Here is a 22,425-nt window from a genome sequence, read left to right on the forward strand (position 1 = left end):
CATGAGTATGAGTCAAGAAGATATTGAAGCTTTAATGAGCGGTTTAGACATCGCAAGTGATGGAAATAGTGAACAAACAGAAGAAACTATTGAACCTGCAAAAGTTAATACAAAAGAGATAGAAGAACTTTTGTCTCAAACAGAAGAAATCAAAGATAAAGATGATGTAGTAGCACTCTCAAATGTTGAATCTAGTATTCCAACAGAAGATAATGCAAATAAAAATAATAAAATAAATGAAATAGAAAATCTATTGAATGATATTGAAATAAATTCTTCTACTGAACTAGATTCTTCTGATAAAAACAAAAAAATTGAAGAAAATGATAAATCTGATAGAAGCGAAGATGATATTGTAAAAGATTGGACTTCTTCAAAAATAAATGAAGGAGTTTTCCCTTTTCCTGCTGAAAGTGATACAAAGGTTGTAACACAATTAAGTCAGGTTGCAAATGATTCAGAAGAAAAAGTTTCTCAAATATTTGATGTTTTAAGTCTAGGTCTGGATAATAATAATGAGCTTAGAAAGGCATTTAAAGAATATGATAGTTTTATTACATCTCAAACAAGTTTATTAGTGTCTTTAAATAATAAATTTCCAAATATAAAAATCTTTGATGAACATTTAAAAAATACTCATACTGTGAAAGAATCATTGGATAAATTAAAAGCATTACTTGATGATGAAGATATGCATATCTTTCAAGGAATGGAATTAATGCAATTTAATGATATAAATAGACAAAAAATTGAAAGAGTAATGTCTGTTATTAGAAAATTATCTATTTATTTAAATAATTTATTTGAAGATGATGGTAAAACAACAAATTTACCTATGGCAAAACATATTCATGGAGATGATACAGAAGATTTGGTAGGTGAAGATTTAGATAAATTAATAGCAGAATTTTCTCAAAAAGATTAAATAAAGGAAATATTATGAATCAAGGTGTTTATCCATTAGCTGCATCAATGATTAATCAAATAAATAGATTAGATCAGATAAGTAATAACCTTGCAAATGTTAATACTCTTGGATTTAAACAAGAGGGTACAACTGAAACAACATTTAACTACTATTTGCAAAAAATGGAAAATGAACAAAAAGTTATGTTAAAGGAAAGTGTTGTAACAAATAATATTCCAAAAATAGATTCTAGATATACGAATGCAGAAATGGGACCTATCGTTATGACAGGAAATAAACTAGATTTTGCATTAAATGAACCAGACACTTTTTTTAAGATTCAAAATGATAACGGAGATATTGTTTACACAAGAGATGGAGCATTCAAAAATTTAGATGGTTTTTTAGTGGACTCAAATGGAAACAATGTTTTGAATGCTGATAATGAAGCTATTGTTGTGGAAGATGGTTTTGAACTACAAATTGGTGTTGCAAAAACTCCTTATACAAATTTAGAAAAATTAGGTGATAACACATATTTGGCAAAAAATGAAGATGAAATTGAAAATTTTGAAAATAATGATAATAGAATTTTAAGAGGTGCAGTAGAACAGTCAAATGTAAATTCTGTGACAGCAATGGTTGAATTGATTGATGCTCATAGAAGATTTGATCAATCACAAAGAGCAGTTAAAACAATAGATGAATTGAATGCGAGTTTAATAGAAAAAGTTGGAGGCAATACTAGATAATGGAAGCAAGTGAAGTAACAGGTAAACTTTTTGAGCAATTAAATTTTAGAGGCGAAAAACAAAAAGTTATTTCAAGTAACATAGCAAATATAAATACTCCAAACTATAAAACAAAAGATTTAGTATTTGAAGAGGAATTAGATAAAAATTCTAATATGCTGCAACTAAAAAGAACAACAAGTAACCATATGTATAACCTTGATTTTACAGGACAATCAAATCAAAAATTGATTCAAGTTCCTGGATTAGTAGAACAAAATGATGGAAATAATGTTAATTTAGATAGTCAAATGAGTGAACAATCAAAAAATAAAATTTTATTTGATGGAATTCAAGCAGCAATAAAAAGAGACTCTAATCTTTTTAAATCAGTTATTGATTCTTCATCAAAAAATTAATTTAGGATAAGTATTTTATGGATCAACTTTTAAAGTTTATAAATAATTTAAATAAATCACAAAGAATAATTTTAGTAAGTGGGTTTGCTTTATTATTTATAATTGTAGTTGGTTTCTTGATATATTCAAGTATAAAAGCAGAAGATAAAAAATTGAATTATACAATTGCGTCAAATCTTACTCAAGCTGATGTTATGAGAGCAAGTGAAGAATTAGAAGCTTCAGGTATTCAGTTTATTGTAACAGGAACAGGAAATAATCTCATTTTAAAAACATCACAAGAATTTATTAATATTGCAAAAATTAAATTAGTTACAAGTGAAGCTGCAACAAATAAACATGTTGGTTGGGAAATTTTTGAGAAATCTTCATTGGGAACTACAAATTTTGAAAATAAAGTAAAATATTTGAGAGCTTTAGAAGGTGAACTTTCTCGTTCATTAGAGTCATTATCAGGTGTTTTAAAAGCAAATGTAAAAATTGCTATTCCCAAAGAAACAATTTTTACAGAAAAGAGAGCTGACACAACTGCTTCAGCTGTTATCTCATTGAAACAGGGAATACATTTAACTAAAAAACAAATAGATGGTATTAAAAATTTTATCGCATCAGCAGTGCCTGATTTAAAACAAGAGAATATTCAATTAATAGACCAAGATGGAAATTTATTAGAGCAGAATGTAGATGAAGAAAACACTTTAAGATCTGCTGCTCAAAATAAATATAAAGACAAAATAGAAAAAGATTATGAAGAAAAAATCATATCTTTATTAGAACCAGTTGTTGGAGTTGGTAGAGTAGTTGCAAAAGTAAATGTTGCTTTGGACTTTGTAAAAAAAGATATTGAAGAAGAAATTTATAGTCCAGAAGGAAGTATTCGTTCGCAACAAGTAATTGAAAATACAAATAATACTCAAGGAATGCTTCCGAATAATGGTGGAATTGCAGGAGTTGATAACAATATACAAATTCCAACAACTGTTGGAGATGGTTCAAAAATATCATCAAATAGCGAAGGTACAAATACAGTTACAAACTATGAAATATCACGAAAAATAATTTCTCAAAAAGATAGTAATTACACAAATATAAAAAGAATTACGGCTTCTGTTACTTTTGATTCTGCTGTTTTAAAAGATCATCCAGATAAAGGTGAATTTATAGCTTCATTAGAATCTCTTTCAGGAGATGCTATAGGTTATGATAGGGGAAGAGGCGATACAATAACAGTTAAAGATTTTAAATTTGTAGGTGCAAAAACTTTAAATGAAAATGGACAATTAGTAGACGAATTTGGAAATGTAATAAATTCTGCTGAAAGTAGTGGGGTAGCAGGAACTTTAGCTACAGTAAAATCAATTTTACAAGATTATAAAGATTATATACAATATTTAATAGTTGCAATTTTATTATTTATTTTCTATAAAAAATTTATTGCTTCAAGTGATATTGTTATTTTAGGTGATGGAAATAAGAAAAAAGTTGATGTAGATGATGAAAATATAGTTAATGAAATGTTGACTAATTATGAAAATGAATTTGATACTGCTACTGCTCAAGGAAGATTAAAATCTAAAGTAAAAAGTCAAATTTTAAATAATATTGAAGGCTTAGATGAAGAATCAGCAGCAAAATATGAAGTTTTTATAGAAGAATTAGATAGAGAAATAAATAATAGTCCAGCAGAAATGGCAAGAATGATAGAGTTGTTACTGAGTGAAGGTAATGCAAATTTTAAATAAGGAATAAAGTAAATGGCTGTAGCAGATGCTTATGAAGATATTGATATTCTAAAAGGAATGTCAATGTTGGAGAAAATTGCAAGATTTTTCGTTTTGATAGGTGAAGAATCTACTGTAAAAATATTCCAATATTTAGATAAAGATTATGTTGAACAAATTTCAACTGCTATTACACAAATACGCTCAATAAATAAAGATGTTTCATTAGCTATTCTTGAAGAATTTCATCTTTATACTAGAACAAAAGGTTTTATTAGTTCTGGTGGATATGATTTTGCAAAAGACATCTTATATAAATCAATAGGACAAGAAGCAGCAGATGAAGTTTTAGAAAAGCTATCAAGAATGAAAATGGCTTCTCAAGCATTTTCTTATCTTGATGGGATTAATCCAAAACAATTAAGCGATTTTATTAAAGATGAATCTCCTCATACAATAGCTGTTATTTTAGCACATATGGATCCATCAAAATCAGCAGATGTATTGATGGAATTAGATGAAGAAATTAGAGTTAAAGTAAGTATTCAAATTGCGACAATAAAAGATGTTTCTCCTGATGTTGTAAGAACTATTTCAGTTGTTTTAGAAAGAAAACTTGAATCTTTATTATCTTCTATTGTTGATGTTGGTGGAGTAAAAGTTGTTGCAGATATGTTAAATAAACTAGGACCAAAATCGATAGATATCTTAAAAAATATTAATGGTATTGATACTTCTTTAGCAACAAGAATCAAAGATAATATGTTTGTATTTGAAGATTTATTAAATCTAGATGTAGAATATATTATGAAAATTTTACAAGGTGTCGAATCAGCAGATGTTGCAGTTGCTATGAAAAATACAACAGAAGAACAAATTGAAAAAGTTACAAGTGCAATGTCACAAAGGGTAAAAGATAGATTTAAAGAAGAATCAGAAATGCTTACAAAAGTTAAAATCAAAGATATTGAAGCTGCACAAAGAAGAATGCTTGATGTCGCACAAAAAATGATGGAAGATGGAATAATAGAAAGAGAGAATATATAATGGCTGAAAATGTATATTCAAGTGCAAAAGTTGTATCAAAAAAAGATGATGTAGAAAAATATGAATTGGTAAGCTTTATAAAAAATGATCCCGAGCCAGAAACTATAATCATAGATGAAGAATTAGAACAAAGTGATAATGCAGAAGAAAAAAATAATTTAAAAGAAAATAAAGCAGCAAGAGAAGAAGAAAAAAAAGTAGTAATAAATGAAATTATTGGAAAAATAGATCCTATATTACAAGAAGTACAAAGTTTAACTATTAAATTAAATGAAATTTCAGAAAAAGTTACAAATATAGAACAAGAAGGTGTTTCTAAAGGTAAAGATATTGATGCGCAAGTTGTAAAAGCTATTAAAGATTTAAAGCAGTATGCAGCTTTTTTTGAACAAGCTACTTTTCAAATGGAAACGAAGTTATTAAAGACATCGATTTCAATTGCACAAAAGATTATAAACATTGAAGTAGGTGAAAATTCTTCAAAAATAGCAAAACAAACTATAACTCAACTTTTAGATAAAATAAAATCTGCTTCAAAAGTGAAAATACATTTAAACCCAAAAGATTATCATATTCTAAAAGCTGAATTAACTTTAGAACCTTTTATTGAACTTTGTGAAGATTCAAATGTAGTTGCAGGTGGAGTTGTAATTGCAAGCGATTTAGGTAATTTTGATGGAAGCATTGAAGCAAAAGTTAGTTCTATGTTAGAATCTTTAGATTTAGTAATATAAAAAGCATTTTTATGCTATAATAGAAAAATAATAAAAAAAAGTATTAATTATGGAAATAAGTGAAAGAGTTTACGATTTATTAGTAGATACAGAAATTGTCGTAGATGTTATGTTAGGAAGTACTAATATATCTATTGGTGAATTTCTTAAATTAACAGAAGGTGACATTATTTCGTTACATAAACCTGCTGGTTCAGGTGGTGAAATTTATGTGAATTCGCGTATAATTGGAACTGGTGATATAATCGTAATTGATGAGAAACTAGCAGTTAGAGTTCAAGATGCTATGGATTCTGATAATGTTGTTAGATATTTCTTTGATGAACATATGATATAAAAGGAGATAACATGGCAAGTACTATTTCAGCGACTGGATCAACGGATGCAAGTGGAAACACATATACAACTAGTGTAAGTAACGATTCTTTAACTACAAATGATTTTTTAACACTTATGATTGAGCAGTTAAAGTTGCAAGATCCAACAAAGCCTTATGATTCGTCTCAAATGCTTGAAACACAAATGCAAATGTCAACTTTAAATGCAAATATGCAAATGATTTCAACTTTGGAATCTATTTCGCAATCATTCCAACAAACTTCAGTGACAAATGCTGCTGGGTTAATTGGAAAAACTATTGAAGATGGTTCTACAATGTCAGATGGAAGCTTAAAAGCATATACGGTTGAATCGATAGAAAATTATGATGGAACATTAACTGTAAAAGCTAGAGAATGGTTATATTTGTATAATGGAATTCAAATGAATGTTGATGGTGAAATAACATCAGCAAATTATGATGAATATGGAAATCTTTATAATGCAAATGGTGAAAAAACAGGAGAAGTAATAGTCTTAGATTCTATAGGAAAACCTGCACAAAATAGTGATGGAAGTCTAAAAATAAAAGATGCTGATGGAAATGAAACAACGGATCATAATTATGAATTAAGTGGAAAAAGTACAGTTGTGGTTTCAGACGAAACAACGGATATTCCATTTTCATCAATAACAAAAATATCTTAATTAAAAGGATAAAAAATGATTAGTGCGTTATGGAATGGAGTTTCAGGTATTTCAAACTATGATAAAGGAATTGCTGTTGAATCAAATAATATAGCAAACTCGAGCACTACAGCATATAAACTAAATGAAACAACTTTTTCAGATATGCTATATACTAATGGTGGTTATGGAAAAGGTGTAACAACTCAAAGTATATCAAAACAGTTTGCCCAAGGGAATATTAATTCTTCAGGTGGAACATTGGATATGGCAATAGATGGAACAGGTTTTTTTATAGTAAGTGACAAAAATGGTGGAATTTACTATACAAGAGCTGGAGATTTTCAGCAAACAAAAGATGGTTGGCTACAAACTCAAGATGGAATGAATGTTTTAGGACTAGTTCCTCAAAGTAAATTAATCTCTTCTACAAATCCACAAGATACAATGTTCACAACAGAATATTCGAAAAATATTGTTTCTACAAATATAAATGATGGAAATGGTACGATTAGTAATATAAATGCCAAAACAACTGACTATACAAAAACAGCAACTACAGATGATTCTTCTTTAAAAGGTGATAACTATAAGTCTGCACAAGCAAAAATAAACGATATTGATGCTTTGATTACTGATTATTTAAATAAATTGAATAAGTATGATGGAACACAAAATTCAGTTGCATCTGTTTCTCAAATTTCGACAGTTGATTTCTCTTCACAATTTTCAAATCTTTTAAGCGAAGGTAATAGTATTTCTCTTAATATTGATGGAAAGAGTTTTAGTGTTTCTTTTAACAATGATGGTGTTGCATCAGAGCAGGATATGCAAGATTTATATAATTTCTTAAGTACACAAGGAAAATCAAGTTTTGGTTTAGTTGATCCTTCTACTATTCCTACTCAGACTCAAGTAGATGATTTATATTTAGCAATTCCCGATCAAGCGATTATTGATGCAATGCCAACTTCTACAGCAGCAGAAATAGCAGCAAAAGCAGCTGCACAAGCTCAAAGAGACCAAGCAGTAACTGATTATCAAACAGCTTATCAAGCAAGAGCAGATGCTCAAACTTCTTATAATAGTGCTAAAAATACAATTTCAGCTTATAAAGATTTAGCAGATAAAATCTCTAATACTGCAGGATACACTGCGAGTGTAAAAGATGGCGTTTTAACTGTTGAAAGTTTAGTTGCTGGTAATTCATTTAATATAACAAATGCAAAAATAAATGATACAGGAGTAAATTCTACTATAACACAAGAAGCAGTAACTGGTTCTGGAATGGCTATGGTTGACAGTGCTAAAGATGCTTTAAAAGAAGCTGTTGAAGCTGCAGGTGGAAAATTTTTAGAGATAACAAATGTTATGGAATATGCTAACTTAGGAAGTTATGGAACAAATGAATTAAATTTAAGATTAGATACATTAGGTTTAGTTGAAGGTGATTTTGGAGAAGTAAGTATTTCTGATGATGGATTTATTTTTGTATCGAGTGGCGATAACAAATTTTTAGTTGGAAGAGTTAGTACAGCAGCGTTTAAAAATGAACAAGGCTTAGAAGCTGTTGGAGATAATAAATTTGCTGCAACAAAATCATCAGGTACTGCTTACAATGCAGATGGTATGAATACGATAAAAGAGAAATCTCTTGAAAGATCAAATGTAAGCTATTCAGCTTCTTTAACATCTTTAATGGTTTATCAAAGAGCTTATGAGGCGAGTTCAAAATCTATTACGACTTCTGATGATTTTTTGAAAACAGCCATAGACATGGTAAAATAGAGTAAATATAAAATAAAAATATAATGTTCATACTTTAGTACAAAGGTGTGTATTAAGGTATGAACATTATGTTCATCACAACCTTAATATAAAGGAAAAATTATGATAGGCGCATTATGGACTGGAGTTGCAGGACTTGCTTCTCAAACAACAGCAATAGACAATGAATCAAATAACGTAGCAAATGTTAATACGGTTGGATATAAAGCTTCAAGAATATCTTTTGCAGATCAAATTTATCAAAATCAAATAGGTAAAGGATCATATGTACAAGATGCAGAGAAACTTTTTACACAAGGTTCAATGAAAATAACTGGTGCAAGCTATGATATAGCATTAAAAGGTGATGGATTTTTTACAGTAATAAATCAAAATACTTTAGGGACAGCAGAGACTTTTTATACAAGAGCTGGAAACTTTAGAATGGGAACAAGTGGAACTTTGCAAACAGCAGATGGATATGAAGTTCAAGGTTGGGCAATGAGCTCAATAGATGAAAAAAATGATGTTGTAAGTACAAATTCAAATGTATCAAGATTTACAACTGATTTTACAAAAAATGTAGGATCATCTATTATCAAACATGGTGATTTTATTGAAACAGTTGCAGCTAAAACTACAAATTATGATGAAACAGCTGCTTCTGATTCAACAGCAGTATTCACAGGAGCTGGACAGAAAACAAAAGCTTCAAAATTAAAAGATATAGATTTAGCTATTACAAATTATAATGCTTGGTTAACAAAATATCAAGATGATCCAGATGCTTCTTCTTCTGGTTCAACTGCACAAGTATCTCAAGTAAACTTTAAAACAGGATTACCACCAACATCAATTATTGGAAAAGAGGGTGACTCAATAGAAGTTACAATTGATGGTAATACTTATAGCCAAAACTTTGTAGTAACTAAAACAACAACTAGTTATAGACAAGATATATGGGATTCATTGAGTGCAGCTGAAAGAACACAACATGGTTTGGTTGATCCAGCATCAATAGTTTCAGGTTCAGCTACAGAAGAAGAAGAAATAGCTGCTTACGATAAAGTAGCAGGAAAAATTGAGACATATAAAGCTTTAGCAGATAAAATATCAAATTCTGGGCCTGGTGGAATGGTAGCTTATTTAGCTAAAAATACATCAAATCCAACAGCAGATGTTTTAGATCCTAATGGTACTTATGAAATGTCAACAGAGATTTCAGATATGCTTCAAGGAGTTATTCAAATAGAGTCTTTAATTCCTGGAACAGAATTCAAAATAACTTCGGTTAGTGAGTTACAAGGTGGGACTAAAACAACAGTAAAAGGAAGTTATCAATCAACTGCAACAGCAGTAGCAGGTTCTGGGAAAGCTGCACTTGAAGAGGCGAGAGATGCTTTATCAAGATTAGTTACAGGGAATCAACAAAGTGTTTATACAACTCAAGATTTATATGGTAATGCAGATTCTACAACATCAGGGAGGGTATATAATTTTAATATAACTGTATATGATAAAGATTTGGGATATGATATTCCTGTACCAAATGATGGAAATGTCCCTCCCCAGGCATATCCTATTACTTTTGGACCAAATGCTTCAATAGATGATATTGTTACTGCTATAAACAATAATACATCACCATCAGGACCACAATTAGGTGATTATATAACAGCAAAAAATGTAAATGGATATTTAGTTATTGAAACAAATGATGCAAATTATGATGTTGAATTTGATGCCGCATTAACATATACGAATCCAGCCGGAGATTGGATAAGAGATCCTTCGGATCCAGCTGTTCCACCTGCAGCACCTACTCTACCTTTAATTCAGGATCCAACTACTATCGTAACAGATGATACTTTAATTGAAGTTAATCCAGACTACTCAGGAAGAAAAGGTGCAGGTGCGGAATTTATGGAAATTACTACTAGAATAGATCAAACAACTACTCAAAGTAGTTTGCAGTTAAGACTTGATAAATTGGGAATTTCTGATAGTCAATTTGGTTCTTTCTCTGTAGATGAAACAGGACTTGTAACTATAACTGAAGGTGGAGTTGAGTATGCTGTTGGACAGGTTTCAATTGCAAGATTTACAAATAATCAAGGACTTTTAGCAGTTGGAGATAATAATTTTCAAGCTACACAAGAATCTGGAAAAGCAATTTATAGTATAAATAATAATAATACATCAGGTATGCAAGGACAAACACTTGAATTAAGTGAAGCAGATTTAAGTGAAAGTTTAGTAAACTTAATGGTATTTCAAAGAGCTTTTGAAGCAAATGCAAAATCAATTACAACTGCTGATGAAATGCTTACAACTTTAATTAACTTAAAAAGATAATTTTATAAATAAAGCAAGGCTTTTCTTGCTTTATTTTATATACAGGAAGAAATTTGGATTTTTTAATATCATCAATACTTGGAATATTATTGTTATACTTTATCTCTAGTGCAAATGTGTATCGTTCTATGTATAAAAAAATGAATGAAGAAAAAATTATTGTAGAAGAAGATATGGTTAAGCTTGAGGCTTTAATTGAAAGATATGAAAAACAAGTAAAAATTGGTACAAACACTTTAAAAACAAATCAAGAGAATTTACAAGTTGCAAGAGATGATTTACAAGCATTAAGGCTTGAAAATATAAATCTTAAAAATAAAATTAATGATTTACAAAAAAGAAATGAAGAACTTTTTGCACAAGTTAATGCTATTGTTTAAGATACAAATACTTAGAAAATTAGTATATAAAATACTTTTTAGTATTTTTCTTTTTAACTCTATTTTATATGCTAATAATGATTTATTAGAATCTCAACCCGAAATTATTTTTGAAACTGATAGGCTTTTGGATTCTCAAGAAAATTTAGAAATACAAGTAGATTTTAATAAAGCAGTTTTACATTTAAAAAAAGGCGAATATGAAGAAGCTATAAAACTTTTTGAAAAAACTTCTTCATTTATAGAGATCCCATCACTTTTAAATATAGGAATTGCCTACTACAAGTTAGAAAATATTGAACTCTCAAAAGAGTATTTAAGTAAAATATATGAAAAAAAGTCAAATCTTGTAAATCAAACTTTTTCTTTTATATCAGCTTGTTATTATTTATATGAGATAACAAAAGATGATAAATATATAGTTGATTTAGTAACAATATTTCAAAATAGTAATAAATTAAGTGATCATAAACAAGTTATTACAGATATAAAGGATTCAATTTTAAAAGAGTTAGCGAATAGATACCTTATTGTGAAGGATTATAAAAATGCTTTAGGGGCATTAAATGCTATGAGTTATTCTCTAGATTTAAAAAAAGCAATGATATATATAAAACTTAATCAATATATAAAAGCAGCAGCAATTCTTAAAAAATTGAAAGAGATAGAAAAAGATCCTCAGACTTTCGATAAAATTTTGTGGATATCAACTTTTGTAGATTTAAAACTAAATAAATTTGAAGATGTTAAATTAACTTTAGATTTAATAAATAGTAGAAAATCAAAATTTAAAGTTAATACAGAACTTCCACTTCAAATCTTTTTTAATAAAGAATTATATAGTACAAAAGAGTACTTTGAATCTGTTTTGAAATTTGATGAAACAAGAAAGTTAGATTTTATTTATTATTTTGCACCTTTTGTATTTTCTGATTCACAAGAGATAATATATGATTCAGTAAAAGGGTTTATATATAGCCAACAAAGTAATGTTACTAACTTAGAAGATATGGTCGAATATAATTCAAAATTTTTAAAGATTGTTAAAGAAGATCCTATTTTAAGAGTAAATGAACTAAATGAATTAATAAAAAAAGCAGAAAATAATAGAGCTTATATGTTCTATAATTTGGCTTTATCTTATGCACAAATTAATGATATTTATAATGCAAGTAAATATTTTGAAAGAGCATATAAACTAAATCCAGGTAATAAACTATATTCTGTTATGTATCTAATCACTGCAAGTAAAACATCACTAGGAATAGATGATAAACAAAAAGAATATTTAGATACAAATATAAGAAATAGTGGAGGATTATATAGCTATTTTGCAAAAGAAATTTATAAATTATTTGTAAATACTCAATATATTTCAAATGAACCTTCATATGAATATGAAAATACAATGTTCTATAAAGCAATAGACTTTTTAAAAACAATGGATGCAAACAAATCTTTATATAATCATAAATTACTTGATGAATATGAAAGAGATCCTTTAATTTATCTAATAAAATTAATACAAAGAAAACCTCAAGAAAATGATTTTACTTATTATTCAAGAATACAAGATAATATCCCTTTAATTTATAATAATAATTTTTTACAAGGTGCTTTGATTATTCCTAAATACTATATTGATATATTAAAAGCTTTGGGTATTTTTTCTAGAGCAGATTTTTATATTGAAGGAAATAAGAGCCCAACATACATATTAACTACAGTTATGAGAAATTTGTATCTAAATAAAGAAGAAGATGCTATACAAAGTTTAAATTATTTGAGAGATAATTATAAATATGATAATAGATTTACTATGTACTTGACAGTTGCTGCATATCTAGAAGCAAGAAGATATGAAGATGCTTCTATTCAAATATCTTTAATAAAAGCATTTTATAAAGATACTGACACAGATTTTTTAACAGCTATTCAATTAATACAAAATTTGAATATTAATAGTGCAAAACAATTTTTAAATATAAAATATCAAAATCCATTAATTGATTTTCAGATGATAGGATTTGATGAATATTTACAATCTTTATAATTTTTTTGTTATAATAAAAGACAATTACTCACACGTAGGAGAATCTTATGGAAATTGGAAGAGTTGCACAAGTAGATAATGCAAAAGAAAATAACATAGAGAAAGCTCAAAAAGTTAGTACAGTAGATGAACAAAATAAAGTTATTCAAGAAGATGAATATAAAAAAAACTCGAGTAAACTTCCTAATACGGAGTTAAATGAGGTAATTATTGATAATGTTCAATTTGGTTATAACAAAGAGTCAAAAGATTTCTTTGTGAAAGTAACTAGAGGTGAAGCAGAATATAAATACCCAACTGAAGATATGATGAAAGTAAAGGCTTTCCTTTTACAAGAATTAGAAAAACAAGATAGATAATATAAAGGTAATATTTTGGCATCAGATTTATCAAATATACTAAAGAATGAACTTTCAAATACACTGGAACAGCTGTTATCAAAAAAAACAAAAGTTGATAGTGTTGAAAAGTTTAAAAATGATACAAATTTAGGGCAACTTATTGAATGTAATGTAAAACTTGACATGAAAGGTTTGTCTTCGAGAATCCATTTTTATGTTCCAACTCTAAGCGCAACAAAATTTGAATATTTAATGCTTGGTGGGATGGGTGATTTAAAAGAGACAATTGATGATGAAACAACAGATGCAATAAATGAGATAATATCAAACATTTGTGGTAGTTTTTCAACATCAGTAAATGCACAAGGTTTACATGATGTTAGTTCTATAAAAGCTGAAATAAAAAGTACAATAAAAGTTGAAAATTCTGTCTTGTCTGCAAAAGATGATGCATATGAATTTATAGTTAGTTTAGACGAAGAAAAATACCCTTTTATTATTGTTTTTGATAAACTTCTTTTACCATACTTTTCTTCAATAACGGGAATTCATCAAGAAGAACCAAAAATACAAATAGTACCATCTACACCACTTTCAAATAATACGGGGAGTAATAGTAACTCTTCTCTCTCACCTACTTCAAAAAACTTAGAACTCTTGTATAATGTAAAACTAAAATTAAGTGTAAGATTAGGAACAAAAATAGTTTTACTAAAAGATATTTTAAGATGGGATGTTGGAGAAATTATAGAACTTGAGCAAATGGTAAATGAACCACTTGAAATTTTGATAAATGGTGTAAAAATTGGAGAAGGTGAAGCTGTAATTGTTGAAGGAAAATTTGGTTTAAAAATTAAAAGAATCATAAATGAAGATTTTCAAATTGATAAAATAGGATTATAAAATGGAAATTAATAGTAATAATCTGATAAATAAAGATATCTTTCAAACAAATAAATTTGACAATGTAAATACTGAATCTTTAAAAGAAGATAAAGCTTTAAGGCAAGTTAGTAACGATTTTGAAGCATTTTTCTTAAATCAAATATTAAATACTTCTTTAAAAGATACAGCAGTTGCCGGTGAGGGAACTGGCTCAGATATAATAAAAGGTATGTATTTACAATCTATTGCTGATAATTCAACAGGTACTTTTGGAATTAGTGATATGTTATATGACTTTTTAAGTCAAAATAATAAAAAATAAAAGTAGGATTTTTTATGATAGAAGTTATTATTGAGAATATGAACAAATTGATTGATGAGTTGAAAGATTCAATAAATTTAGATATTGAAGATATAAAAGCTGCAAAGCAGGAAGAACTTTTAAAAAGAAATGATAAAAAACTTTCTATTATTCAAGAAATAACAAATTTAAAACAAGATTTAAATCAAGAATTAATAAAAAAACTTCAAGCAGGTGTTGATGTTAACATTTATAGAACAAAGGTTGATTCTTTAGAAACTAATTTGAAAGATTTAAATGAATTAAATAAAAAACTAGCTTCTATTGTTTTGCCAATTCAACAAATGTATAAAGAATTAATAGATGATGTTGCTTCAAAGCAAGGAGGACAAATTTTTGATATTAAAGCTTAATTTTTTATCTTTAATATTAACTAATTACCTTTTCGCTATTACAGTATTAATTTCAAAAGATGCTCTAAAATATGAAGAGAAGATTGATACTTCAAATGTTATAGTGAAAGAGGTTGAAACTATTGGTAAAACTTGTAATCCTTTGACTTTACAACAGTTAGAAAGTAGTCAATTCATAACTACACATTATATAAATAAAAATACAATTATTTGTGAAAAAGATGTTAAAGGCTTAGAAAATGAAGGTATTGTTTTTAATTTTGGTGGATTAAAAATTGAAAAAAAAGGAAAAATAATTTTTGAAAATAGTGAGTTTATTAGAATAAAAAACTTAGATGGAACAATAGAACAAATATATAAAGATGGAAGATTAAAATGAATAAACTCTCTTTTTTAGGTGAAACTCCTACAGTTGCATTAAGAAAAGCTCAAGAAGAATGTGGTGAAGATGCAATAGTAATATCTACAAAAAAAATAGCCAATGCAAATGGCTTAAATAAAGATATGTATGAAATTGTAGTAGCCGTTGAAGATGAAGATACAAAAAAGAATTTAGTTTATACAAAATCTGCAATTACTAAAGCAAATGAAAATCAAGAAGCTATAAAAGCACAAGTCTATGATTTTAAAGAAGAAATTCTAAAAATGCAACATCTTCTAGAACAAGTTCAAAAATCAATTTGGGATCCCAAAAGTCAACTTTTTGATTTAACTATTCCTCCTGAATTTGCTCCAATGTATGATATTTTTGAGAAAAATGAATTTGATCAAGAAATGACTTATTCAATTATGAAAAAAACTATAAAACAACTTCCAATTTCTTTAAAATCAAATCCAAAAAAAATAAATGACTTTTTTAAATTAATTTTGAGAAGAGTTATTCCAATAAAGCATGAAGTTCCTTTAAGACCACAGCAAAGAAAAATTATAATGATGGTAGGACCAACTGGAGTTGGAAAAACTACAACAATTTCAAAATTGGCCGCACGATATGCTTATAAATTAGGACAAAATTACAAAGTTGGAATTGTTACTCTAGATTCATTTAGAGTTGGAGCCGTTGAACAACTACAAGCTTATACAAATATTATGAGGTTACCTTTAGAAATTGTAAAAAAGCCTGATGATTTATCAGAAGCACTTTTAAGACTAAAAGATTGTAATTATATATTTATTGATACAGCTGGTTCTAGTCAATATGATATAGATAAAATTGAACTTATAAATGAATACCAAAAAAAAGTTGAAGAATTACCAATAGAGAAAATTTTGGTACTTCCTGCAAATGTTAAACATAGTGATTTATTAGAAGTTTATAAAAATTATTCAATTTTAGATATAGATTATTTAACTTTTACAAAACTAGATGAAACAAGAAGTTTTGGAAATCTAATCTCTTTTGCTCATAAAACAAAAAAATCTATTACATATTTTTCTATTGGACAAAATGTTCCTGATGATTTAATAGTTTCTGATGCTACTTTTTTAATAGATTGTTTTATGAATCAAGAGTGTGCTAGGAGATAATTGTGCTTGATGCAAAACTATCACAAGCTAGTAAATTAATAGATATTACCAATAAAATAAAAAGAAATATTCAAAATTCTAGAACTAAACTTTTAACAATTACTTCTGGAAAAGGTGGTGTAGGAAAATCTACTTTTACTGCTAATATAGCTTTTTTATTAGCTCAAAGGAATTTAAAAGTTGCAGTATTGGATGCTGATATTGGTTTGGCAAATATGCAAGTTTTATTTGATATTAAGCCTCAGTGTACTTTATTTGAATATGTAAATGGGCAAAAAAGTTTAAATGAGATTATTTTAGAAACTAAGTATAAAAATATTTTTTTAGTTGCAGGTAAAAGTGGTTATGAATATGCTTCTGGTACAAATAGTTTTGTATTTACAAGGCTTATAAATGACATAATTTCTTTAAATCAATTTGATATTTTAGTAGTTGATACAGGTGCTGGATTAAATGATTATGTAAAAGAATTTTTGTCAGTATCTGAAAATATTTTAGCAATTACAACAACAGATCCAAGTGCGTTAACTGATGTTTATTCTTTATTGAAAATGTTAGCTATTGATAAAAATAGTCTAATGTTATGTTTTAATCATACAAAAAATTACCAAGTTGGAGAGACAATTACAAATTCTTTATCAAATTTGGCAAAAAAGAATAGACTTAAAGAAGATTTTATGATAAAATATTTAGGTAGCATATCTAGTTCAGAAAATATCTCGGTAACTGGAAGGTTAAGAAAATTGTTTGTTAATGAGTTTCCTGTTGATGAAATAACAAAACAAATGCATAGAGTCGTAGAAAATATATTAAAAAATATTGAATAAAGGAGTTGTTTAAATGTTAAAAATTACTTTAAATAATTCTGTTTTTCAAGAGAGATTGTAAAATGGTAATAGAACGATTTTCTCAAAATTTAATAAATAGTGGTATATTTAAAATATATATTGCAACTGGTTTTTTTGCAACTTTAATATTTTTTGTAGTGAATTCAGAATTATTTAGCCCAATAGAGATGATATTAGGTAGTATTTTGATTACGATAATTCTAAAGGGATTGAGTAATTTGATGCTTTCTTTTATGGTAAGTTCTTTTAGTCTTGAAAATAAAAAAGCAGAATTTGATTTTAAATATAATGAAGAAAAAATAAATATTTTATTAAATCAGCTTGTTACTAAAGACGCAGATAAAATAAATAAAGATAGTGCAAATAATGATGAATTTAGTGTAGAAAATAATGAGGATACTCAAATTCAAGATAAAGCTAGTTAAAGGAGTAAAATTTGATTGGTACAATAAATTCTTTAAACTCATTAAATCCTTTAAAGATAAATTTGAATGCTGTTCAAGAAACACAATCTAATGAAAATGGTGAATTGGCAGGAAAATCTTTTCAAGAGCTACTTGATGGAGCGGTTAATGATGTTAATGATACACAAATTAAAGGGTATGACTCAATGAAAGAGATTGCAACAGGAAAGGTTGTAAATCTTCAAGAAGCAGTACAAAAAATTGAAGAAGCAGAATTAACTATGAAATTGGCATTAGAGGTTAAAAACAAAGCTATAAGTGCTTATAGAGAAGTTATGAGAATGCAAATCTAATTGAAGGAGTTGTTATGGGTTTTTTTGATGGATATAATGTAGCAACATCTGGAATGAGTGCTCAAAGAACTAGAATAAATGTAGTAAGTGCAAATATTGCAAATGCTAAGACAACTCATACAGCAGAAGGTGGTCCTTACAAAAAGCAAGAAGTTGTTTTTGAAGATGTATTAGTTGCTAATACAAATAAAAGAACAAATGCAAATGATATTGAAACTACTAATTCGCCGCTTTCAGAATATTCTTTAAGAGGTGTAGGTGTACGAAAGATAATTCAATCTGATGCTGAACCAGTTTTAAAATATGATCCAACTCATCCTGATGCAGATGAAAAAGGTTATGTAGCATATCCTGATATTAACCCAGTTATTGAAATGGTAAATTTAATAGAAGCTATGAGATCTTACGAAGCAAATGTGACTTCTTTTAATACTCATAGAGGTATTGATAGTAAAACTTTAGAAATATTAAATTCATAAAAAGATAGATAAATGGCAAGTTTAGTAGATGTTTTTGTACAGAACAAGACTACATCAATAGATGTCCCAACATCAACTTCTAAGGATGATGGAGTAAAAGAAACGCCATCTTTATTTGATTCTTTATTGAGTGATTCTACTAAAAAACTTGAAAAATCACAAGAAGAAATAAAACCAACAGAAAAAAATATTTTAGAAGAAGCAGAATCATTAGACACTTTAAAAGTAGAAGATAATGACCTTGAAAACTCTGAAAATAAAACTGAAAATAAAACGCAAGAAAAAGAAATACCATCTTCTCAAAATTTTAAAAATAATAAAACAACTCAAAAATCAACATCCCTTTTAGATAGATTAGTTATTGAAGCAAAAAGTGAAATTTCTGAAGAAAATGGAATTCCTCAAAATCCTTTAGATAAATTGGTTGGAAATTTAGAAAAAAGTGAAAATGAACTAACTTCTGATAATAAAAAAGTTGAAGAAAATAGTAGCTTAATAACGAACGAAGAAACAGTAATAATACCAGAAACAAATAGTGAAGATATAGTTCTTGGAGAAAATATTGAAGAAATAAGTAATATTGAAAAACCTATTTTAGAAACAAAAAATAAAATAAAAGAAAAAATAAACATAGATATAAATGATATAAAAATAGATAATAAAGTTCAAGTTGTTGAAACAAATAATGAGAATATAGATATAAAAAATCTTTCTAATAATGATTTAAAAATTGATAATGATAAAAAAGAAATAAAAACAAAAGAAATAAAGACAGAAGAACAAACAAAATCAGAAGATAAAATAATTTTAAATCTTAATTCACAAGAATTTCCAGAAGTGATAACTCCTGATGAAAGTATTGTTATTGAAAATAATAAGATTGAACCTTCTATAAATACTCAAATTATAGATGATGCATTGGTTTCATCTCCAGTAGTTGAGGATAAAAAGTTAGTCGTTCAGAATAAAATAGAAGAAAAAGTTGAACCTAAAAAAAGTTTAATGGACTATTTAATTGAGAAAAATAGTGAAAACAGTATTACAGAAATGCAAGATACAGAAAATGTAGCTTTAGTACAAGAAAAGACTATTATTTCAAATTCAAAAGATTTTGTTTCAAGCCTTTATTTAGGTGAACAAAAAAATTCCATGGTTAATCAATTCTTATTTAATAAAAATGAAGCTATGAAATTATTGCAAAATGGCTCAATTTCACTTGAAGATATAGAAAAGAGTGCAAATATACTAAATTTAGAATTAGATGACGTTTCTATTGAACAAGATAATCTTATGCAAACTTTAAAAAGTACAAAACAAGACGTAAATTTAAGTGATGAGAAAAAAAATATTTTAGATACAATGCTTAATGAAAAAAATATTAGAAGTGCTGATGTAAAAAACTTAATAACTCAATCTGTTGAAGCAAGTAATGCTTTACTTGATAATACATTAAATGTTTCAAATGATGTAACAATTGATGTTAGTCCAACTTTATTAAATAATCTACAGTCAAGAATTATTGGTGCTAAACAACAAATGTCTCAAATGATGTCAGATGTTGCAAGACAAATGTATGAAAACTATAAGCCACCAGTTACAGTATTTAAAATTAATTTAAATCCAGTTGAGCTTGGTAGTATTGCTATTTTAATGAAAAATGATAAAAATAATAGCTTAAATATAAGCATGAGCGTGTCAAATGTCACAACTTTAGATACGTTGCTAGATAATCAAAATATTTTAAGAAACTCTTTATCTAAAACATTCAATGAAAATACTCAATTTAATCTTGATTTTAGTTCTTCTAGCCAAAGTAATAGTGGAAGTGGACAACAGCAATCTTCAAATAAACAAAATAGAAAATATGAAGATAAAATTGATACTCAATCAGTTCTAAAATTAAAAGAAGAAAATAGAGATAGAGATGATAGTTTAGATTATATGTAATGGAAGAACTATTATCTTTACTTAATGAACAAACTGTTTATCAATTTCTTCTTTTATTTGCTAGAATATTAGCTTTTGTTGTTTTTATGCCAGTTTTTGGACATACAGCAATTAATGTAACGGTTAGAGTTGCTTTTTCTTTTTATCTTACGATATTTATATATCCATTTGTTGATATTGTTACGAGTATAAATCAAAACAATTTTATAATAAGTTTAGTTTCTGAAATAACTTTGGGATTAGTTGCTGCGATGCTTGTGAATATAATATTTTCAGCAGTTAGAATTATTGGAGAATTTATAGAATATTCAACTGCCTTATCTATGGCTATGATGTTTGATCCTACAACAAATTCTCAAGAAGGATTAGTGGCAAAACTTCTTTTTTGGATTGCTTTAATGTTATTCTTTCAAACAGGAATGTATGAAATGACTTTAGTAATTTTGGCAAAAAGTTTTACGATGATACATCTAGGAAGTTTTAATGTTTTTTCTTACGATGGAATACAACTTGCAATAGATGAAATAAAAAGAATGTTCTCATTTGCTTTTGCTTTTGCTTTACCACTATTTTTTATAGGTTTTATCATGGATGTATATTATGGATATGGTACAAAATCAATGCCAGCATTTTCACCATTTATTATTACTTTTCAACTTAAATTTGCACTAATATTTATATTTTTAATATTAGGAATGGAAATATTTGCTGATGCTTTTATAAATTATTTTATTACAAAATTTGAATAGAGGTTATTGATGGCTGATGATCAAGAAAAAACAGAAGAACCCACGTCCAAAAAGCTTGAAGATGCAAAAAAAGAGGGGAATGTTAGTAAATCAATGGAAGTTGTGGGAGCTTCTATTTTAACTTTAGGATCAATATTTTTATTGTTTTTCTCTGGCTCTTCTATGTTGGAGATAAAAAAATTGATGATGCTTTCTTATAATTTTATAGGGCAAGAGATGGATAGTGCACTTTATTATTCAATTACTTATACTATGGTTATAACTTTATTAAAGGCATTAGCACCATTATTTATATTAGTTATTCTTCTTGGTTTGGTAGGAAACTGGGCTCAATTTGGATTTATAGCAATCCCTTTAAAATTTGATTTACAAAAATTAGATCCAATAAAAGGATTAAAAAATATTTTTGGTTTAAAAAAATTATTAGAAGCTTTAAAATTAACTTTAAAATTAGCAATTATAATTGCAGTTATGTTTCTTGTTTTTAGTATAACTTATAATGATTTTTTAGCAATGATGAATAAAGAAACTATGGCAACTGTCTCATCAATGCTTGAACTAACGATATATTTTGTATTTACAATTCTACTTATTATCATTATTTTTGCTATAATGGACTTTTACTTTTCAAGATATTATTATATGAAATCTTTAAAAATGAGTAAACAAGAGATTAAAGATGAATATAAAAATATGGAGGGAGATCCTCAAGTAAAAGGTAGAATTAGAAGAATTCAGATGCAAATGGCACAAAAAAGAATGATGAGTAATGTACCAAATGCGGATGTTGTTATTACAAATCCAACTCATTATGCAGTTGCTTTAAAATATGATAATAAAGTGAATTCAGCACCTGTTCTTGTTGCAAAAGGTATTGATTTTTTAGCATTAAGAATAAAAGATATTGCAAAAGAAAATAATGTAACAATAATTGAAAATCCAGCACTTGCTCGTGCTTTATATGATCAAATTGAGGTAGATAAAGAGATACCAAATCAGTTTTATAAAGCTATTGCTGAAATATTCTCTTATATTTATGAGTTAAAAAGAAAAAGGTAA

The 22,425-nt window shown here is 27.3% G+C and carries 25 protein-coding genes; all 25 read left to right on the plus strand.

Annotated features, from left to right (window positions below; translation table 11 throughout):
* Position 1 precedes the first annotated feature (1 nt).
* The 25 genes from B0175_RS04770 (at position 2) to flhB (ending at position 22,425) form a co-directional block, all read left to right on the plus strand.
* Entirely contained in the window at positions 2 to 925 is a 924-nt protein-coding gene (locus tag B0175_RS04770; protein ID WP_108527512.1) for a hypothetical protein, read from the plus strand.
* A gap of 14 nt (positions 926 to 939) precedes the next feature.
* Positions 940 to 1,659, plus strand: coding sequence for a flagellar hook-basal body protein (locus tag B0175_RS04775; RefSeq protein WP_108527513.1), 720 nt, complete (start codon positions 940 to 942; stop codon positions 1,657 to 1,659).
* Positions 1,659 to 2,057, plus strand: a complete 399-nt coding sequence (gene flgB, locus B0175_RS04780; RefSeq protein ID WP_108527514.1) for a flagellar basal body rod protein FlgB — start codon at positions 1,659 to 1,661, stop codon at positions 2,055 to 2,057. The genes B0175_RS04775 and flgB overlap by 1 nt, the downstream gene beginning before the upstream one ends.
* Before the next feature lie 17 nt (positions 2,058 to 2,074).
* On the plus strand, positions 2,075 to 3,799 hold the full coding sequence (gene fliF, locus B0175_RS04785) for a flagellar basal-body MS-ring/collar protein FliF (protein ID WP_108527515.1): 1,725 nt from the start codon (positions 2,075 to 2,077) through the stop codon (positions 3,797 to 3,799).
* A gap of 12 nt (positions 3,800 to 3,811) precedes the next feature.
* Entirely contained in the window at positions 3,812 to 4,825 is a 1,014-nt protein-coding gene (fliG, locus tag B0175_RS04790) for a flagellar motor switch protein FliG (RefSeq protein ID WP_108527516.1), read from the plus strand.
* Positions 4,825 to 5,559, plus strand: coding sequence for a FliH/SctL family protein (locus B0175_RS04795; protein ID WP_108527517.1), 735 nt, complete (start codon positions 4,825 to 4,827; stop codon positions 5,557 to 5,559). The genes fliG and B0175_RS04795 overlap by 1 nt, the downstream gene beginning before the upstream one ends.
* Positions 5,560 to 5,608: 49 nt before the next feature.
* Positions 5,609 to 5,896: a FliM/FliN family flagellar motor switch protein gene (locus B0175_RS04800; protein WP_108527518.1), complete on the plus strand. Its 288-nt coding sequence runs from the start codon at positions 5,609 to 5,611 to the stop codon at positions 5,894 to 5,896.
* Positions 5,897 to 5,907: 11 nt separating this feature from the next.
* Positions 5,908 to 6,585 carry a flagellar hook assembly protein FlgD gene (locus B0175_RS04805; RefSeq protein WP_108527519.1) on the plus strand — a complete coding sequence of 226 codons (678 nt, stop codon included), beginning with the start codon at positions 5,908 to 5,910 and terminating at the stop codon, positions 6,583 to 6,585.
* Positions 6,586 to 6,600: 15 nt separating this feature from the next.
* Positions 6,601 to 8,352, plus strand: coding sequence for a flagellar hook-basal body complex protein (locus B0175_RS04810; RefSeq protein ID WP_108527520.1), 1,752 nt, complete (start codon positions 6,601 to 6,603; stop codon positions 8,350 to 8,352).
* A 102-nt stretch (positions 8,353 to 8,454) separates the two neighbouring features.
* Positions 8,455 to 10,686 carry a flagellar hook-basal body complex protein gene (locus tag B0175_RS04815; RefSeq protein WP_108527521.1) on the plus strand — a complete coding sequence of 744 codons (2,232 nt, stop codon included), beginning with the start codon at positions 8,455 to 8,457 and terminating at the stop codon, positions 10,684 to 10,686.
* 53 nt (positions 10,687 to 10,739) lie between these two features.
* Positions 10,740 to 11,066, plus strand: a complete 327-nt coding sequence (locus B0175_RS04820; RefSeq protein ID WP_108527522.1) for a hypothetical protein — start codon at positions 10,740 to 10,742, stop codon at positions 11,064 to 11,066.
* A complete protein-coding gene (locus B0175_RS04825; RefSeq protein WP_228156069.1) occupies positions 11,053 to 13,119 on the plus strand; it encodes a tetratricopeptide repeat protein in 2,067 nt (688 codons plus the stop codon). Before B0175_RS04820 ends, B0175_RS04825 begins: the two co-directional genes overlap by 14 nt.
* Positions 13,120 to 13,166: 47 nt before the next feature.
* Positions 13,167 to 13,478 carry a flagellin gene (locus tag B0175_RS04830; protein WP_108527523.1) on the plus strand — a complete coding sequence of 104 codons (312 nt, stop codon included), beginning with the start codon at positions 13,167 to 13,169 and terminating at the stop codon, positions 13,476 to 13,478.
* Positions 13,479 to 13,493: 15 nt separating this feature from the next.
* Entirely contained in the window at positions 13,494 to 14,363 is an 870-nt protein-coding gene (locus tag B0175_RS04835) for a FliM/FliN family flagellar motor switch protein (RefSeq protein WP_108527524.1), read from the plus strand.
* Between the two features lies 1 nt (position 14,364).
* A complete protein-coding gene (locus B0175_RS04840) occupies positions 14,365 to 14,667 on the plus strand; it encodes a rod-binding protein (RefSeq protein ID WP_108527525.1) in 303 nt (100 codons plus the stop codon).
* 14 nt (positions 14,668 to 14,681) lie between these two features.
* Entirely contained in the window at positions 14,682 to 15,059 is a 378-nt protein-coding gene (locus B0175_RS04845; protein ID WP_108527526.1) for a hypothetical protein, read from the plus strand.
* Positions 15,043 to 15,438, plus strand: coding sequence for a hypothetical protein (locus B0175_RS04850; protein WP_108527527.1), 396 nt, complete (start codon positions 15,043 to 15,045; stop codon positions 15,436 to 15,438). Before B0175_RS04845 ends, B0175_RS04850 begins: the two co-directional genes overlap by 17 nt.
* On the plus strand, positions 15,435 to 16,586 hold the full coding sequence (gene flhF / locus B0175_RS04855; RefSeq protein WP_108527528.1) for a flagellar biosynthesis protein FlhF: 1,152 nt from the start codon (positions 15,435 to 15,437) through the stop codon (positions 16,584 to 16,586). Before B0175_RS04850 ends, flhF begins: the two co-directional genes overlap by 4 nt.
* Before the next feature lie 2 nt (positions 16,587 to 16,588).
* Entirely contained in the window at positions 16,589 to 17,413 is an 825-nt protein-coding gene (locus B0175_RS04860; protein ID WP_108527529.1) for a P-loop NTPase, read from the plus strand.
* 62 nt (positions 17,414 to 17,475) lie between these two features.
* Complete coding sequence (locus B0175_RS04865; RefSeq protein WP_108527530.1) at positions 17,476 to 17,859, plus strand: hypothetical protein; 384 nt, start codon at positions 17,476 to 17,478, stop codon at positions 17,857 to 17,859.
* 11 nt (positions 17,860 to 17,870) lie between these two features.
* The gene (fliE, locus tag B0175_RS04870) at positions 17,871 to 18,191 is read left to right on the plus strand and encodes a flagellar hook-basal body complex protein FliE (protein ID WP_108527531.1); all 321 of its coding nucleotides are present in this window, start codon (positions 17,871 to 17,873) and stop codon (positions 18,189 to 18,191) included.
* Between the two features lie 14 nt (positions 18,192 to 18,205).
* Positions 18,206 to 18,670, plus strand: coding sequence for a flagellar basal body rod protein FlgC (flgC, locus tag B0175_RS04875; RefSeq protein WP_108527532.1), 465 nt, complete (start codon positions 18,206 to 18,208; stop codon positions 18,668 to 18,670).
* A gap of 12 nt (positions 18,671 to 18,682) precedes the next feature.
* Positions 18,683 to 20,617: a flagellar hook-length control protein FliK gene (fliK, locus tag B0175_RS04880; protein ID WP_108527533.1), complete on the plus strand. Its 1,935-nt coding sequence runs from the start codon at positions 18,683 to 18,685 to the stop codon at positions 20,615 to 20,617.
* Positions 20,617 to 21,366, plus strand: coding sequence for a flagellar biosynthetic protein FliR (locus B0175_RS04885; RefSeq protein ID WP_108527534.1), 750 nt, complete (start codon positions 20,617 to 20,619; stop codon positions 21,364 to 21,366). Before fliK ends, B0175_RS04885 begins: the two co-directional genes overlap by 1 nt.
* Before the next feature lie 9 nt (positions 21,367 to 21,375).
* Positions 21,376 to 22,425 carry a flagellar biosynthesis protein FlhB gene (flhB, locus tag B0175_RS04890; RefSeq protein ID WP_108527535.1) on the plus strand — a complete coding sequence of 350 codons (1,050 nt, stop codon included), beginning with the start codon at positions 21,376 to 21,378 and terminating at the stop codon, positions 22,423 to 22,425.

The sequence above is a fragment of the Arcobacter lacus genome (genome assembly GCF_003063295.1).
Lineage (GTDB): Bacteria > Campylobacterota > Campylobacteria > Campylobacterales > Arcobacteraceae > Aliarcobacter > Aliarcobacter lacus.

Bases quoted from the DNA above. Each gene is read 5' to 3' on its own strand.
- B0175_RS04810 (WP_108527520.1), top strand. From the start codon at position 6,601: ATGATTAGTGCGTTATGGAATGGAGTTTCAGGTATTTCAAACTATGAT.
- B0175_RS04800 (WP_108527518.1), top strand. From the start codon at position 5,609: ATGGAAATAAGTGAAAGAGTTTACGATTTATTAGTAGATACAGAAATT.
- B0175_RS04865 (WP_108527530.1), top strand. From the start codon at position 17,476: ATGGTAATAGAACGATTTTCTCAAAATTTAATAAATAGTGGTATATTT.
- B0175_RS04885 (WP_108527534.1), top strand. From the start codon at position 20,617: ATGGAAGAACTATTATCTTTACTTAATGAACAAACTGTTTATCAATTT.
- B0175_RS04840 (WP_108527525.1), top strand. From the start codon at position 14,365: ATGGAAATTAATAGTAATAATCTGATAAATAAAGATATCTTTCAAACA.
- B0175_RS04770 (WP_108527512.1), top strand. From the start codon at position 2: ATGAGTATGAGTCAAGAAGATATTGAAGCTTTAATGAGCGGTTTAGAC.
- flhB (WP_108527535.1), top strand. From the start codon at position 21,376: ATGGCTGATGATCAAGAAAAAACAGAAGAACCCACGTCCAAAAAGCTT.
- B0175_RS04795 (WP_108527517.1), top strand. From the start codon at position 4,825: ATGGCTGAAAATGTATATTCAAGTGCAAAAGTTGTATCAAAAAAAGAT.
- flgC (WP_108527532.1), top strand. From the start codon at position 18,206: ATGGGTTTTTTTGATGGATATAATGTAGCAACATCTGGAATGAGTGCT.
- fliF (WP_108527515.1), top strand. From the start codon at position 2,075: ATGGATCAACTTTTAAAGTTTATAAATAATTTAAATAAATCACAAAGA.
- B0175_RS04775 (WP_108527513.1), top strand. From the start codon at position 940: ATGAATCAAGGTGTTTATCCATTAGCTGCATCAATGATTAATCAAATA.
- fliG (WP_108527516.1), top strand. From the start codon at position 3,812: ATGGCTGTAGCAGATGCTTATGAAGATATTGATATTCTAAAAGGAATG.
- B0175_RS04845 (WP_108527526.1), top strand. From the start codon at position 14,682: ATGATAGAAGTTATTATTGAGAATATGAACAAATTGATTGATGAGTTG.
- B0175_RS04805 (WP_108527519.1), top strand. From the start codon at position 5,908: ATGGCAAGTACTATTTCAGCGACTGGATCAACGGATGCAAGTGGAAAC.
- B0175_RS04815 (WP_108527521.1), top strand. From the start codon at position 8,455: ATGATAGGCGCATTATGGACTGGAGTTGCAGGACTTGCTTCTCAAACA.
- flhF (WP_108527528.1), top strand. From the start codon at position 15,435: ATGAATAAACTCTCTTTTTTAGGTGAAACTCCTACAGTTGCATTAAGA.
- fliK (WP_108527533.1), top strand. From the start codon at position 18,683: ATGGCAAGTTTAGTAGATGTTTTTGTACAGAACAAGACTACATCAATA.
- B0175_RS04825 (WP_228156069.1), top strand. From the start codon at position 11,053: ATGCTATTGTTTAAGATACAAATACTTAGAAAATTAGTATATAAAATA.
- flgB (WP_108527514.1), top strand. From the start codon at position 1,659: ATGGAAGCAAGTGAAGTAACAGGTAAACTTTTTGAGCAATTAAATTTT.
- B0175_RS04830 (WP_108527523.1), top strand. From the start codon at position 13,167: ATGGAAATTGGAAGAGTTGCACAAGTAGATAATGCAAAAGAAAATAAC.